A 13,759-nucleotide genomic window follows, 5' to 3' on the forward strand; every position below is an offset into this window, starting at 1 on the left:
GCGGCGGGGCTGGCGGCGGCGCTGGGCGCGACCAACGCGCAGATCGAGAATGCGGCAGAGATCGGCATGGAACACAACCTTGGCCTCACCTGCGATCCGATCGGCGGGCTGGTGCAAATTCCCTGCATCGAGCGCAATACGATGGGCGCGATCAAGGCGATCAACGCAGCTTACCTCGCCATGCACGGCGACGGCAGCCATATCGTGAGCCTTGATGCGGTGATCGAGACGATGCGCCAGACGGGCGAGGATATGCGGTCGAAGTACAAGGAGACGGCGCAGGGCGGGCTGGCGGTGAACGTCGTCGCGTGTTGACCGGATGATATACGAACCGTAGATGGTTCGTATATGGGTATTGTGAAGATCGACGAGGGCCTGCACGAGGAAGCGCGGCGGGCGAGCACCGTGATGTGCCGCTCGACCAACGCGCAGGCCGAGTTCTGGATGACCATCGGCATGCTCGCCGAAGCTAATCCGACGCTGACGTTCAACGAGATCGTGCGCGATCAGCTGGTGCGGGCGCGAGCGGGGCTGGCCGAGCGAAGCGCGGCCTGACATGCTCAAGACGCCGGACGAGATCGCGCTGATGCGCGTTTCGGGAGAGCTGCTGGCGCGGGTCTTCGAGATGCTGGACGCGCAGAACCTGGCCGGCATGTCGACGATGGCGGTCAACGATCTGGTCGACCGCTACATCACCCACGACCTTTCCGCACGGCCGGCGAGCAAGGGGCAGTATGGCTTCAAATATGTGCTGAACTGCTCGATCAACGAAGTGGTGTGCCATGGCGTGCCGAGCGTGTCGGACGTGATCGCTGACGGCGACATCGTCAACCTCGACATCACGCTGGAGAAAAACGGCTTCATCGCGGATTCGAGCAAGACCTATATGGTCGGGAATGTCACCCCGGCGGCGAAACGGCTGGTGCAGGTGGCGCAACAGGCGATGTGGAAGGGGATCGCGGCGGTGCGGCCCGGTGCGTATCTTGGCGATATCGGCGCTGCGATCGAGCGGCATGCCAAGAAGCATGGCTATTCGGTGGTGCGCGAATTCTGCGGCCACGGCATCGGGCGCGAGATGCACGAGGAGCCTTCGGTGCTGAACTTCGGGCGGCCGGGCACGGGCATGAAGCTGCGCGAGGGCATGACCTTTACGATCGAGCCGATGATCAACCAGGGCACGCGTAAGGTCACGACGCTGGACGATGGATGGACCGTGGTGACCAACGATCGCAAGTTGTCGGCGCAATGGGAGCATACGGTGGCGGTTACCGCGACGGGGGTCGAGGTGCTGACGCTGCGTCCCAGCGAAAAGCTGATGCTCGCCGCCTAGATCGGCACGGCGGTGGGGTAGAGATAGGCCGGGTCGAACTCGCCGACTTCCTCCAGCGCCGCCAAATCCTGGATCTCGACCCGCCCGGTGCGGAACGTCGCGATGCCGTCCTCACGCAGTTTGCGCAGCGAGCGATTGACGTGGACGGCGGTGAGACCGAGGCATTCCGACAGGTCGATCTGACTGATCGGCAGGTCGTAGCTGCGCTTGTCGGCCATGCCCACGATCTCGAGCCGGAAACGAAGCTCGGCCAGGATGTGCGCGCAGCGGGAGATGGCGGTGCGGCGGCCCAGCGATACCTCCCATTCGCGGTGGATCGCAGCGTCGAGATTGGTGGAGAACCAGTATACGCGCGTGAGGTGGGGGAAGCGTTCGGTGATCTCGGTCAGCTTGGCATGCGGCACCAGCGCCACCTTGCACGGGGTCAGCGTCATAATGCTGTGATCGAGCCGCTTCAGCGTGAAACTGTGCAGGTCGGCAAAGTCGCCAGGAACATGGACCTGCGTGACCTGACGCTGGCCCTCGCTCAAATCCTTGTATCGGCTGATAAGTCCCTTGAGCACCAGCGTGCTGAAGGACAGTTCCTCGCCCGGCTCGACCAGTATCCGCCGGGCGGGATAGTCGCGGATTTCACCTATTGACGCACGAATTGCGGCCACTTCGTCCGCGCCGATCGCATGGCGGGCCTTGAGCCGCATGAGGTGCGCTTCGATCATGGGTTCTCCGGTAAGCGGGGCAATTGAACGGTACTTAGCTCCAAAAACGCGTAAGCCAAAGTTTCGATGCGCCGCCGTAATCAATCGCGATATTCGATTCCCATCACCTCGAATTCCTTCTCGCCCGCCGGCAGCATGACTCGACGCAGATCGCCGACTGCGGCGCCGCGGAGCGCGCGGGCGAGGGGCGCGTTCCAGCCGATCCGGCCCTGGCTCGCGTCCGCTTCGTCGTCGCCGACCAACGTCAGCGCGCGGTGGTTGTCGTCCTCGTCCGCGATGGTGACGCTCGCGCCGAACCAGACGCGGGTCCGGTCGGTCTGCGCCGCGGGATCGACGACCTTGGCCGCCTTCATCCGTCGCGCCAGGAAGCCTAGCCGGCGATCGATTTCGCGAAGCCGCTTGCGGCCATAGATATAGTCGCCGTTTTCGGAGCGGTCGCCATTGCCGGCGGCCCAGGCGATGGTGTCGACCAGCGCCGGCCGCTCGGTGCCGAACAGCCTGTCATATTCGGCCTTGAGCGCCGAATAGCCGGCCGGCGTGATGTAGTTGGGGCGAGGGTCGCTCACAGCCGCTTTCCCATGCTGACAATCGGTTCGACCTCATAGCCGAGCGCGCGCCAGAAACCGGCAACCGCCTCGTTGGAGAGGCGCACCTGCAAGTTGATCTTGACGCAGCCAAGATCGGCAAGCCGCGCTTCGGTGGTGCGAACCAGGTGCGTGCCTATGCCACAGCGACGGGCATTGTGATCCACCGCCAGCTTGTAGAGCCAGCCGCGATGCCCGTCATAGCCGGCCAGGATGGTGCCGGCGACGCGCTCGCCCTCAAGCGCGACGAGGAACAGGTCGCGCTGCATCGCGATCTTTGCCGGGATCGCGATCTCTGGCTGGCTGTGCGGCGCGTCTTCAGGGAAGACGCGCCGCCACAGCGCAGCGACCTGCGCGAAATGGGCATCGTCATAGGAGCGGATGCGGGACATACGCCCGTCTATTAGCCCGGGCGGTTTTTGCCCAGATACCAGCTGAGATGCGCCGGCCCACGCGAACGCGCCCGCTGCGGGTGGAGCAGATCATAGACCACCGCATTCTCGAGCACGCGTTGGACGTAGTTCTTGGTCTCGAAGATCGGGATCGCCTCCACCCACTCAAGCACGTCGACACCCGGCGTGCGTGGATCGCCATTTGCGCGGAGCCATTTGTTCACATTGCCCGGCCCTGCATTGTAGGCGGCGACGGCGAGCGGGTAGCTGCCGCCATAATAGGACAGCATGCGCTGAAAGTAGCTGGAGCCGAGGCGGATATTGTAGTTCGTGTCGCTGTTCAGCGCGGCCATGTTGTAGCTGAGGCCAAGCTTGCCCGACTGTTCGCGTGCGGTGCCGGGCATCAGCTGCATCAGCCCGCGCGCACCGGCGCGGCTGACGGCGTTGCGATCGAACTGGCTTTCCTGCCGCGCGATCGCGTGGATGATGGTGAAGTAGCTTTCCTCGCCCGCCGGCACCGAGACCGACGGATAGCCTGCCACGGTATAGTCGGTGAGGCCGTTGAGCAGCGCACTGCGACCGACCATGACGCCAAGGTCGGGCCGCCCGATGCTGCGCGACAGTTCGGCCGCGAGCAGGTGATCGTCTGGGCTGGTGGCATCGGCAGCGATCTGGCGCAGGAACAGGCCCTGATCCTGCGTCTGGCCGGTGCTGCCGAGATATTGCGCCGCGCGCACGGTTTCGAGGTTGTAGAAAGCAGCACGCGCCGACTGGCTGGCGCTGCGCGGATCCACGGCCGGCGGCGCCTTCAGCGCGCGGCTAGTGCGTTCGGCGGCGAGCTGGCCATAGTAAAGGTCCGAGAAGGCGGCTGCGCGAGCATAATAGCCCTGCGCCGATGCCTGTTGCCCGGCGGCCTCGGCGGCGCGACCCGCCCAATACAGCCCCTTGGACTGCGTGGTCGGCGTGCGGCTGCCGCGCGAATAGCGGTCGAACATCGCGACCGCATCGGCCGGGCGCCGCAGCTTCTGCATTGCCACCGTGCCGGCGAGCCAGACGAGGCTGGTATAGTCGTCGCGGATGCCGAGGCCGAGTTCGGAGACATCGGTGCCGGGCGCAAGCGCATCGTCCACCTGCCGCGCGATATCATAGGCCAGGCTGAACTGCCCGTCCGATTCGGCTGCACGCGCGTTGGTCAGCAGCACCTCGTACCATTTCTCGACATTGCCGGGCAGGGCGGCGAGGGTTCGCGGACGGGCGAGCAGCGAGCGCGCCGAGCCGCTGGCGCCATTGTTGCGGTACCAGACCGCGCGGTCGGCGATGAAGCCCGCGTCACGGCTGCCGATTGCCTCGACCGACGCCGCCTTGGCCGCCGCGTCCACCGCGTTGCTGCGCAGTGCGAGCCGGGCGTCAAACACCGCCCGGTTCTGCGGCGAGGTCAGGTTGAGCTGACGCGCGGCGGTGAGGCGCGAATCCTGCCATAGCAGTGCGTCCATCCGCGCGTCGTGATCGGCCGGGCCGATCACGGCGGCGAAGCGAGTCATCAGCGAGCTTTCGTCGGACGCCCGCAGCGACCCCATGCGCCAGGCGCGGCGCGCCTGTTCCTCAGCTTCCGCGTGGCGTCCGGATGCGGCGAGCGCTTCGGCAAAACGCACGCGGCCTGCTGCGGTGAGCGGCGGAAAGCGGTCGAAATATCGCGTGACGAGTGCTGGCGCTTCGTTGCCCGAGGCCAGCACCGTCTCGGCCGCGGCGCGGCGGCTGGTCTCACCCGGCCAACCTGGATGCGCGAGCATGAAATTGGCATAGTCGGTGAACGGGTAGCGGTCCGACTGTTGCAGCCGCTTCCATTCGGACAGCGCATATTGCAGCGAACTGCTCGCGCTCGCCGCCGGTGGCGCGCGATAGCCATCAAATCCATTCTGCGCGACCTGCGTGGAGACCGCGACACCCGATACGCCGGCGAGCAGAAGCCCGCTTCGAAACACTGAGGCAAGCATGCTGGACATGATACCCATGCGAGTCCTATTGGCCACCCCGAAATTCCGACTTTTTGGGGCAATTCGACACTTATGTTCTCCGGCTCCATCCCCGCGCTCATCACGCCGTTCCGTAACGGTATGTTCGACGAGCAGGCATATCGCGACTTTGTTGAATGGCAGATTGCCGAAGGGTCGTCAGCGCTGGTCCCGGTCGGCACGACGGGCGAAGCCGCGACGCTGACCAAGGACGAGCATTTCGAAGTGGTTCGCGTATGCGCCGATCAAGTGCGTGGGCGCGTGCCGGTGATCGCCGGGACGGGGTCGAACGACACGCAGGTCGCGATCGGCAATGTGCGCGCCGCCCGCGAGGCTGGCGCCGATGCGGTGCTGATGGTGCCGCCTTATTACAACCGCCCCAGCCAGGACGGCATCTTCCGTCATTTCGAAGCGGTTGCTGCGCAGTGCGAACTGCCGATCGTGCTCTATAACGTGCCCGGCCGCACGGTGACCGACATGCAGCCGGAAACGGTGATCCGGATCGCCCAGGCGTTCCCCGGCAAGGTCGTCGCGATCAAGGATGCCACCGGCGACCTGGCGCGTGTGTCGCGGCATCGCGCGGCGCTGCGTTCGGGGTTCGACATGCTTTCGGGCAATGACGACACCGCACTCGCTTTCAATTCGCTGGGCGGGGTAGGGTGCATTTCGGTGACGGCCAATGTCGCGCCGAAACTGTGTGCCATGTTCCAGCGGGCGTGGGCCGAGGGCGACCATGTGCTGGCGCTGGCGCTGCACGACCGGTTGTTCCCGCTGCACAACGCGATGTTCGCCGATGCCTCGCCCGGGCCGGTCAAATATGCGGTGAGCAAGCTGCGGCCGGACATTTCCCCCGAACTGCGCCTGCCGATGACCGAACCGAACGAGATGGCGAAGCGGGCGGTGGATCGGGCGATGGCGAGCGCCGGGATTATCTGACGACGTCCGCTTTCCTTTGCGCGCGGTCGCGCCTACATCGCGGCACCTATGGCCCGCCCGCGTCCCACCGAATTCGACAAGAAGAAAACCGTCGCGGAGAACCGCAAGGCGCGGTTCGAATATTTCATCGAGGATACCTATGAAGCCGGGATCGCGCTTCAGGGGACCGAGGTAAAGGCGCTGCGGTTCGGCGAAGGGTCGATCGCGGAAAGCTATGCCGAGATCCGCGGCGAGCAGGCGTGGCTGGTCAATGCCAACATTCCCGAATTCAGCCACGGCAATCGCTTCAACCACGAACCCAAGCGGCCGCGTAAATTGCTCCTTCATCAACGGCAGATAGAGAAGCTTCATGGCGCCGTAGCGCGCGAGGGGATGACCCTGGTGCCGCTGTCGATCTATTTCAACTCGCGCGGGCGGGCAAAGGTCGAGTTGGCATTGGCGAAGGGCAAGAAGACTCACGACAAACGCGAGTCGATCAAGGAGCGGGACTGGAAGCGTGAACAAGGAAGGCTCCTGCGCGACCGTGGCTGATCGCACCTTCTGGGACCGCATGCGGGCCTGGGCGGACCGCAACATGCCGACGCGCGAGAGCCTGGAGGCAAACCGCTTCCTGCGCCCCGTGGCGCATCGCGTGCTGGCCCCGGAACTGTGGCGCTTTACCCGCCGGTCGGTGCCGCGCGGCGTGGCGCTGGGCATGGTGACCGGGATCATGATCCCCGTGGCGCAAATCTTCTTTTCCGCACTGTTCGCGCTGCCGTTCCGGGCAAATATCCCGACCGCGTCACTGACGACGTTCCTCACCAATCCGCTGACCACGCCGCCGCTCTGGGCCTTTGCCTATTGGATCGGGCGCAAGATCCTGCATTTCGACGCGACGGTGCCGGGTCAGCCGATCACGACGCACGTTGCCAACGACAGCTGGTTAAACTGGATCTGGTCGGAGGCGGGGCCGGCGCTGATCACTGGTCTGGTCACGATTACCATCGTCGCGTCGATCCTGGGCTACATCGTCAGTGCGGTGGGCTGGCGCATGTGGATCGCGCGCAAGTGGAAGAAGCGGGCACACGCGCGGGCGATCAGACCGTAACGCGCGATACCGTCTTGATCGGGCGTATGACAGGCGTAAGACAGCGGCCGTTCAGAGTCGTTGTCCCAGAGGTCCTGCCATGCGTTTATTCATTGCCTCCGTCCTGCTGACGGGTACCGCGATCGCCGGTGCCGCCAGCGCGCTTTCCGCCAAGGAGGCCGCGCCCGCAGCCCCCGCCGACACCGGGTCGAAGCCGCAGCTGGGCGCATTTGGGTTTGACGACAAGGGCATGGACAAGTCGGTCGCGCCCGGCGACGACTTCTATGGCTATGCCAATGGCGCCTGGGCGAAGAACACGCCGATCCCCGCCGACAAGTCGAACTATGGCATGTTCACCGCGCTCGACGATCTGTCCAAGGAGCGGGTGAAGGGCATTCTCGACGCGGTGAAGGGCGATCCTGCCAGCATCGTCGGCCGCGCCTATTCGAGCTATCTCGACACCGCGACGGTCGAGGCGCGCGGGCTGGCGCCGATCCAGCCATGGCTGGGCAAGATCAAGGCGCTGAACGACAAGGCCGGCTATACCGCGCTTATCGTCGAGGGCGTGAAGATGGGCGTTTCGGGGCCCCTTCGCGGCTATGTCGGCCAGGACGACAAGCTGCCGGAAAACTACATCTTCACGATGTCGCAGGGTGGTACCGGCTTGCCCGATCGCGACATGTACCTGGTCGACAACCCCAAGATGATGGCGATCCGCACGGCATATGTCGCGCACCTGGCCAAGCTGCTGCAGCTGGCCGGCGAGCAGAATGCCGGCGCGCGGGCGGCGGCGGTGATGGCGCTGGAGACCGAGATCGCCAAGGTGCAGTGGACGCGCGAGGACAGTTCAGACGCGGCCAAGACCTATAACAAGTACACGCTGGCGCAGACCGCGCAATTCTCGACCCCGACGTTCGACGTTCAGGCGGGCCTGAAGGCACTGAGCCCGAAGATCGACCAGGTGCTGATCAGCCAGCCGACCGCGATCAAGGCGATCGCCGGCATCCTGGACAAGGCGCCGATCGCGGTCCTGAAGGACCAGATGATGCTGCGGAGCCTGGACAGCCTGTCCAGCTATCTGCCCGATGCGATCTCGAACGAGAACTTCGCCTTTTACGGCACGGTGCTTCAGGGCACGCCGCAGCGCGAGGCGCGCTGGAAACAGGCGGTGAGCTTTACCGAAGGCGCGCTTGGCGATGCGGTCGGCAAGGAATATGCCGCCAAGTATTTCCCGCCGGAATACAAGGCGGAAATGAACAAGCTCGTCGCCAACGTGCTCGACGCGATGGGCCGGCGGATCGACGGCTTGCCGTGGATGCAGCCGCAGACCAAGGCGCGCGCCAAGGCGAAGCTCAAGAACTTCACCGTCAAGGTCGGCTATCCCGATCAGTGGCGCGAATATGTGGGCCTGGAGGTCAAGAGCGACGACCTGTTCGGCAACGCCATCCGTTCGAACCAGTTCGACTACCAGTACATGCTGGACAAGCTGGGCGAGCCGGTGCGCAAGTGGGAATGGGGCATGCTGCCCCAGACCGTGAACGCCTATGCCAATTTCGGCATGATGGAAGTGGTGTTCCCGGCCGCGATCCTGCAGCCGCCCTTCTTCGATCCGAAGGCCGACCCTGCAGTGAATTACGGCGGCATCGGCGCGGTGATCGGCCATGAGATCAGCCATCACTTCGACGATCAGGGCGCAAAATATGACGAGAAGGGCGCGCTCGCCGATTGGTGGACCCCCGCCGACGTCGCGGCGTTCGAAGCGGCGAGCAAGAAGCTGGTCGCGCAGTACGATGCCTATGAGGCGCTGCCGGGCGAGCATGTGAAGGGCGAGTTCACGCTGGGTGAGAATATCGGCGACCTGGCGGGTCTCACTATTGCGTATGACGCCTACAAGCACTCGCTGGGCGGCAAGCAGGCGCCGGTGATCGGCGGCTATACCGGCGACCAGCGCTTCTATCTCGGCTGGGCGCAGATCTGGCGGCGGAACTATCGCGAAGCGAACCTCCGCCAGCGGCTGCTGACCGACCCGCATGCGCCCTCGATCCAGCGCGCCTGGGTCGTGCGCAACCTCGATCCGTGGTATGCCGCGTACAAGCCCAAGCCGGGCCAGAAGCTGTATCTCGCTCCGGCGCAGCGCGTGAAGATCTGGTGATCCCAATCCCTCTCCTGTCCGGGGGGGGGCGGAACGCTGCAGGCACAAGAGGGTGAGGGCAGGCGCGTATTCCCGCCGTCCTCGCCCCCAAACCGGTGTTGCCGGAGCGGACCCATCCGCTCCCGGCGTACCAAGCAAATTTCGCCGCTTGACCGCATCCACGCAGCCTCGGAAAGAGGTTCATGGCTTCGCGTCCGGCTCCTGACATCGAGCGCCTTCCGGCGACCGCTCCACTGATCGTGGCCGCGGGCGCGGCGCTGGTTGCGGCTGTGGTCATCCTGTTCGTCGTCGGCTCGATTCCGCTGGCGGCGGGGTTCGGTGCGGCGGCACTGGCGATCGGCGTGGGCAGCTATGCCGCGGCGCGGGCACTGCCGGTCCGCGATGGCGCGGAGCCGGCGATCGACTGGTCGGTCGCGCATGCGCTTGCCTCGATGAGCAGCGACGCGCTCGCGGTGACGGACCGCGCCGGGCGTCTGGTTTGCGCCAATGAGCGGTTCGGCGCGCTGTTTCCAGGCTATCCCGCGCCGCCCAATCTGGTCATTGCCGACTGGGCGGCGGGGCAGCTCGGCACGGCAGGCCGCGCGGCGTGGCGCGACGGCAGCGCGTCGAGCGGCGCGTTCGAGGCGGCGGGAACGAAGCTGACTGCGCACATCATTCGGGTCGGCGACGCGATGCTGGTCTGGCGCTTTGCCGGCGTCGATGCGGTCGACATCGCCAAGCAGGCGCAGTCGCTGGTCGCCGGGCCCTCTGGCGACCGGCTCGGCACGGCGGGGATCATGGTCGCGCTGTTGGGCGCAGACGGCCGTGTGCGTGCCGCCAATCGCGTGCTTCGCCTGCGCGCGATGGGCGACGAGCGGGCGATGATCGAAGGGCGCGATTTCACGCGATTCCTGACGACCGACAATTTCGGGATCGTCCGGTTCGAGCGAGAGGGCAGTTCGGGCACGCCGCTGCGGGTGTTGGAAATCCCGTTCATCGATGGCGAGAGTGCGCCGATGCTGGTCGCCTTGCTCGACGAGGAGCTGACCATCCCCCATCCGGCGATCGGCGACAGCGCGACGGCGCACGTCCGCTCGTTGATCTCGCTGCTGCCGGCCGGCATCGCACTGGTCGGTGGGGACGGCCGCTTCGTCCACATGAACGATGCCTTTGTCCGCGCGGCGCACGTCAATCCTGCCAACCCGCCGCTTTATCCGAGCGACCTGGTGGTACGCGAAGACAAGGGGGCGCTGGCCGACACCATCCGCCGCTTCGCGCAGGGCGCCGCGCATTCGATGGACATGACGGTCCGCTTTGCCGAGGTGCCGGACGAAGGCGTGTCGGTTTCGATCGCCGCCGCGCGCGGGCTGGGCGAGGCGGCGGTGATGCTGTCGCTGCGTGACGCGGGTGAGGAAGGGCGGCTGAAGCGACAGGTAGCGCAGGCGACCAAGATGCAGGCGGTGGGCCAGCTTGCCGGCGGCGTCGCGCATGATTTCAACAACATCCTGACCGCCGTGATCGGGCATTGCGACCTGATGCTGATGCGACATGCGCCAGGCGACAGCGACTATGACGATATCCAGCAGATCCTGCTCAATTCGAACCGGGCGGCTGCGCTGACCCGGCAACTGCTCGCCTTCTCGCGCCAGCAGACGCTGCGGCCGCAGGTGCTTCAGCTGCCCGACGTCGTTTCGGAGGTGTCGAACCTGTTGAAGCGGCTGCTGGGCGAGACGGTGCAGCTGGAAGTCAACCACGGCCGCAATCTGGGTCCGGTGCGCGCCGATCCGGGGCAGCTGGAGCAAGTGGTCGTCAACCTGGCGGTCAATGCCCGCGACGCGATGCTGGCTAAGAATCCCAATGGCGGCGGCACGCTGACGATCGAGACGCTGAGCGTTCCCACGCACGAGGTCCGCGCGATGGACGAGGACGTGCTGCCGGTCGGCGACTATACCGCGCTGCGCGTCAGCGACACCGGAACCGGCATTCCGGCCGAGGTGCTGGCGCATATTTGGGAGCCGTTCTTCACGACCAAGGAGGTAGGGAAGGGCACAGGCCTTGGTCTTTCCACCGTCTATGGCATCATCAAGCAGTCGGGCGGGTATATCTTCGCGGAAAGCCCGAAGGGGCGCGGGGCGGTGTTCACCATCTATCTGCCCGTGCATGCCGCCGCCGAGCCGGCCAAGTTGCCGGCGGCGTCGGCCAAACCGGTGCAGGGGGATCTGTGGGGCAGCGGCACTGTCCTGCTGGTCGAGGACGAAGCCATGGTCCGCGCCGTCGCGGAGCGCGCGCTGGCGCGGCAAGGCTATACCGTGTTGAGCGCCGAGAACGGGGAAGCGGCGCTGGAATTGCTGGCGAAGGCGGACAAACCGGACCTGCTGATTTCCGACGTGGTCATGCCCAGCATGGACGGCCCGACCATGGTCAAGCATGTGCGCAAGCTCTATCCCGACCTGCCGATCCTGTTCATGTCGGGCTATGCCGAGGAGCAGTTGCGCAAATCGATCGACATCGACAACGTCGCCTTTCTACCCAAGCCGTTTTCGGTCCAGCAGCTGGCCGAGGCCGCGCGCGCCATTCTGACCGCGAAATAAGCGCTTGGCGCGTCACGCTTTGTCCGGCACAGAGCGGGCGATGACTTCTCCCCAGCGTATCCTCATTGTCGAGGATGAACCCCTGATCTCGATGATGATCGAGGATTTCCTGGACATCCTGGGCAAGGACGTCGCCGGCACCGCCGACAGCGTGGCGAGCGCGATGCCGATCGTGCAGGCCGGCGGCATCGATGCCGCGATCCTGGACGTCAATCTGTCCGGTGGCGAGAAAAGCTGGCCGATCGCCGATGCGCTGGCGGAGGCAGGCATACCGTTCGTGCTGGCGACCGGCGGCAGCGGCGACATGATTGTCGATGCGCATCAGGGTCGCCCGGTGCTTTCCAAACCGTTTACGATGGACGCGGTCGAGCAGGCGCTGGAAGCGCTCTAGGCGATCCGGTCGGGCACTTCGGCCGCATCCGCTTCGATCGAGGCGGACGGCGCGACCGCCTCCCACGGAAAGATGAACCAGTCTTTGGTCACCGTGCGATCGATTGTGCGCGCGCGATAATCGACGCGCTGGTTCGAGACGATGTTGTCGAGCAGCGTGGCGAAGCGGACCGTGCCAACCGCAGCATCGGCCTGAGCAAGCTTGGCGCGCAACTTGGCGATCGTCGCGCCGCTGTCGTTGATATCGTCGAGAAACAGCAGCCGCTCGCCCGCTCGGGTCCGTGCCGCGAGCGTGCCGAGCGGCGCGTCGGCGAAGTCGTGGACCTGGCTGCTGTGATCGACCGACAGCATCGGAATGCCGGTCGCATGGCTGAGATACACCGCCGGGGCGAGACCCCCGCGCCCGATGCCGATGATGAAGTCAGGCCGCCATGCCGTGTCGTTGCCAAGCGCGGCGGCGATCGTGAGCACGTCAGCGACGAACTGCTCGTGCGGGATGGCGGCGAATTCCGGCATCAGTGCGCCGCCACATAGGCGTCGAGCCGGGCGATGTGCCGGGCTTTTTCGGCATCGTCGAGGAACGAGCCGGTGAAGCTGTTGCGTGCGAGCGTCGCCAGGTCGGCCTTGCCGAGCCCGCGCGCGGTTGCCACCGCGCGGTAGTTGTCGGCGACATAGCCGCCGAAATAGGCCGGGTCATCGGAGTTGATCGTCGCGCGTAGCCCGCTTTCCAGCATGCGGTCGATCGGGTGAGAGGCAAGGTCTGGCACCACGCACAATTTGTGGTTGGAGAGCGGACAGACAGTCAAGGTCATGCCGTCGTCCGCCAGCCGCCGGACCAGCGCGGGATCCTCGAGGCTGCGATTACCATGGTCGAGGCGATCGACGTTCAGCAGATCGAGTGCCTGCCAGACATAGTCAGGCGGTCCTTCCTCACCGGCATGCGCGACCCGCTTGAGCCCCATGCCGCCTGCCGCAGCGAACACGCGTGCGAACTTTTCTGGCGGATGGCCGACTTCGGAACTGTCGAGCCCGACGCCGGCAATACGGTCCAGCCAGGGTTCGGCAGCCTTGAGGGTAGCGAAGGCTGCCGCTTCATCCAGATGGCGCAGGAAGCACAGGATCAGCTTCGAAGTGACGCCGTGCCGCTGCGCCGCGTCATCCATCGCGGCGAGCAAGCCGTCGGCGGCCACCTGAAACGGGATGCCGCGATCGGTATGAGTCTGGGGGTCGAAGAAGATTTCGGCATGGACCACACCATCTGCCGCAGCGCGCGCGAAATAGGCGTCGGCGAGGTCATAGAAATCCTGTTCGACCCGCAGCACGTCGGCCCCGGCGTAATAGATGTTGAGAAAATCCTGAAGGTTTGAAAAGCTGTAGGCGGCGCGCACCGCCTCGACACTGTCGAATGGAATGGCCACGCGGTTGCGCCGCGCCAGTGCGAACATCAATTCCGGCTCGAGGCTGCCTTCGATATGCAGGTGAAGTTCGGCCTTGGGCAGACCGGCGATGAAGGGGGCGAGATCGTTCATCGCGCTAGCATCCCGATTATGCACGATCGGGGCAAGGCTTGCGTGGCCGGGCAAGGCCGATAGGTTGTACATATCGATCGAG

General features: G+C 65.3%; 15 protein-coding genes. 9 read left to right on the plus strand and 6 right to left on the minus strand.

The genetic code is table 11. The features are described 5' to 3' along the window. The 3 genes from BFL28_RS07385 to map form a co-directional block, all read left to right on the plus strand. A partial coding sequence (locus BFL28_RS07385) for an L-serine ammonia-lyase, iron-sulfur-dependent, subunit alpha (protein WP_173655702.1) occupies positions 1–315 on the plus strand: 315 nt, incomplete at its 5' end. 33 nt (positions 316–348) lie between these two features. After that, a complete protein-coding gene (locus BFL28_RS07390) occupies positions 349–555 on the plus strand; it encodes a ParD-like family protein (protein WP_069319947.1) in 207 nt (68 codons plus the stop codon). Position 556: 1 nt separating this feature from the next. Beyond that, positions 557–1,330: a type I methionyl aminopeptidase gene (gene map / locus BFL28_RS07395; RefSeq protein ID WP_069319948.1), complete on the plus strand. Its 774-nt coding sequence runs from the start codon at positions 557–559 to the stop codon at positions 1,328–1,330. On the opposite strand, the gene BFL28_RS07400 is transcribed toward map, so the two are convergent. From BFL28_RS07400 to BFL28_RS07415, 4 genes are all read right to left on the minus strand, one after another. Next, positions 1,327–2,046, minus strand: a complete 720-nt coding sequence (locus tag BFL28_RS07400) for a Crp/Fnr family transcriptional regulator (protein WP_069319949.1) — start codon at positions 2,044–2,046, stop codon at positions 1,327–1,329. The two genes, map and BFL28_RS07400, sit on opposite strands and share 4 nt — an antisense overlap. Before the next feature lie 80 nt (positions 2,047–2,126). Further along, positions 2,127–2,612 carry a transcription elongation factor GreB gene (gene greB, locus BFL28_RS07405; protein WP_069319950.1) on the minus strand — a complete coding sequence of 162 codons (486 nt, stop codon included), beginning with the start codon at positions 2,610–2,612 and terminating at the stop codon, positions 2,127–2,129. Continuing rightward, positions 2,609–3,022 (minus strand): GNAT family acetyltransferase, encoded by a 414-nt coding sequence (locus tag BFL28_RS07410; RefSeq protein ID WP_069319951.1) that lies wholly within the window; start codon positions 3,020–3,022, stop codon positions 2,609–2,611. Before BFL28_RS07410 ends, greB begins: the two co-directional genes overlap by 4 nt. Positions 3,023–3,033: 11 nt before the next feature. Beyond that, on the minus strand, positions 3,034–5,016 hold the full coding sequence (locus tag BFL28_RS07415; RefSeq protein WP_069320002.1) for a lytic transglycosylase domain-containing protein: 1,983 nt from the start codon (positions 5,014–5,016) through the stop codon (positions 3,034–3,036). Between the two features lie 72 nt (positions 5,017–5,088). Between BFL28_RS07415 and dapA the strand changes: the two genes are divergently transcribed. The 6 genes from dapA to BFL28_RS07445 all read left to right on the plus strand — a co-directional run bounded on the left by dapA (position 5,089) and on the right by BFL28_RS07445 (position 12,149). Next, on the plus strand, positions 5,089–5,970 hold the full coding sequence (gene dapA / locus BFL28_RS07420) for a 4-hydroxy-tetrahydrodipicolinate synthase (RefSeq protein WP_069319952.1): 882 nt from the start codon (positions 5,089–5,091) through the stop codon (positions 5,968–5,970). Between the two features lie 48 nt (positions 5,971–6,018). Next, positions 6,019–6,501 (plus strand): SsrA-binding protein SmpB, encoded by a 483-nt coding sequence (gene smpB / locus BFL28_RS07425; RefSeq protein ID WP_069319953.1) that lies wholly within the window; start codon positions 6,019–6,021, stop codon positions 6,499–6,501. A gap of 19 nt (positions 6,502–6,520) precedes the next feature. Continuing rightward, entirely contained in the window at positions 6,521–7,057 is a 537-nt protein-coding gene (locus BFL28_RS07430; protein WP_069320003.1) for a DUF2062 domain-containing protein, read from the plus strand. 79 nt (positions 7,058–7,136) lie between these two features. Further along, positions 7,137–9,188, plus strand: coding sequence for a M13 family metallopeptidase (locus BFL28_RS07435; RefSeq protein WP_069319954.1), 2,052 nt, complete (start codon positions 7,137–7,139; stop codon positions 9,186–9,188). A gap of 182 nt (positions 9,189–9,370) precedes the next feature. Next, entirely contained in the window at positions 9,371–11,758 is a 2,388-nt protein-coding gene (locus BFL28_RS07440; protein WP_069319955.1) for a response regulator, read from the plus strand. 40 nt (positions 11,759–11,798) lie between these two features. Next, positions 11,799–12,149 carry a response regulator gene (locus tag BFL28_RS07445; RefSeq protein WP_069319956.1) on the plus strand — a complete coding sequence of 117 codons (351 nt, stop codon included), beginning with the start codon at positions 11,799–11,801 and terminating at the stop codon, positions 12,147–12,149. On the opposite strand, the gene BFL28_RS07450 is transcribed toward BFL28_RS07445, so the two are convergent. Together BFL28_RS07450 and BFL28_RS07455 are read right to left on the minus strand one after the other, a co-directional pair. Further along, entirely contained in the window at positions 12,146–12,664 is a 519-nt protein-coding gene (locus tag BFL28_RS07450) for a phosphoribosyltransferase (protein ID WP_069319957.1), read from the minus strand. The genes BFL28_RS07445 and BFL28_RS07450 overlap by 4 nt on opposite strands. Then, positions 12,664–13,677, minus strand: coding sequence for an adenosine deaminase (locus BFL28_RS07455; RefSeq protein WP_069320004.1), 1,014 nt, complete (start codon positions 13,675–13,677; stop codon positions 12,664–12,666). The genes BFL28_RS07450 and BFL28_RS07455 overlap by 1 nt, the downstream gene beginning before the upstream one ends. Between the last annotated feature and the right edge of the window lie 82 nt (positions 13,678–13,759).

The sequence above is a fragment of the Sphingomonas turrisvirgatae genome (genome assembly GCF_001721295.1).
Classification (GTDB): Bacteria; Pseudomonadota; Alphaproteobacteria; order Sphingomonadales; family Sphingomonadaceae; genus Sphingomonas; species Sphingomonas turrisvirgatae.

Coding starts and splice junctions, on each gene's coding strand:
- BFL28_RS07445 (WP_069319956.1), top strand. CDS start 11,799: ATGACTTCTCCCCAGCGTATCCTCATTGTCGAGGATGAACCCCTGATC.
- BFL28_RS07455 (WP_069320004.1), bottom strand. CDS start 13,677: ATGAACGATCTCGCCCCCTTCATCGCCGGTCTGCCCAAGGCCGAACTT.
- BFL28_RS07450 (WP_069319957.1), bottom strand. CDS start 12,664: ATGCCGGAATTCGCCGCCATCCCGCACGAGCAGTTCGTCGCTGACGTG.
- map (WP_069319948.1), top strand. CDS start 557: ATGCTCAAGACGCCGGACGAGATCGCGCTGATGCGCGTTTCGGGAGAG.
- BFL28_RS07410 (WP_069319951.1), bottom strand. CDS start 3,022: ATGTCCCGCATCCGCTCCTATGACGATGCCCATTTCGCGCAGGTCGCT.
- BFL28_RS07440 (WP_069319955.1), top strand. CDS start 9,371: ATGGCTTCGCGTCCGGCTCCTGACATCGAGCGCCTTCCGGCGACCGCT.
- smpB (WP_069319953.1), top strand. CDS start 6,019: ATGGCCCGCCCGCGTCCCACCGAATTCGACAAGAAGAAAACCGTCGCG.
- BFL28_RS07415 (WP_069320002.1), bottom strand. CDS start 5,016: ATGCTTGCCTCAGTGTTTCGAAGCGGGCTTCTGCTCGCCGGCGTATCG.
- dapA (WP_069319952.1), top strand. CDS start 5,089: ATGTTCTCCGGCTCCATCCCCGCGCTCATCACGCCGTTCCGTAACGGT.
- BFL28_RS07400 (WP_069319949.1), bottom strand. CDS start 2,046: ATGATCGAAGCGCACCTCATGCGGCTCAAGGCCCGCCATGCGATCGGC.
- BFL28_RS07435 (WP_069319954.1), top strand. CDS start 7,137: ATGCGTTTATTCATTGCCTCCGTCCTGCTGACGGGTACCGCGATCGCC.
- BFL28_RS07430 (WP_069320003.1), top strand. CDS start 6,521: ATGCGGGCCTGGGCGGACCGCAACATGCCGACGCGCGAGAGCCTGGAG.
- BFL28_RS07390 (WP_069319947.1), top strand. CDS start 349: ATGGGTATTGTGAAGATCGACGAGGGCCTGCACGAGGAAGCGCGGCGG.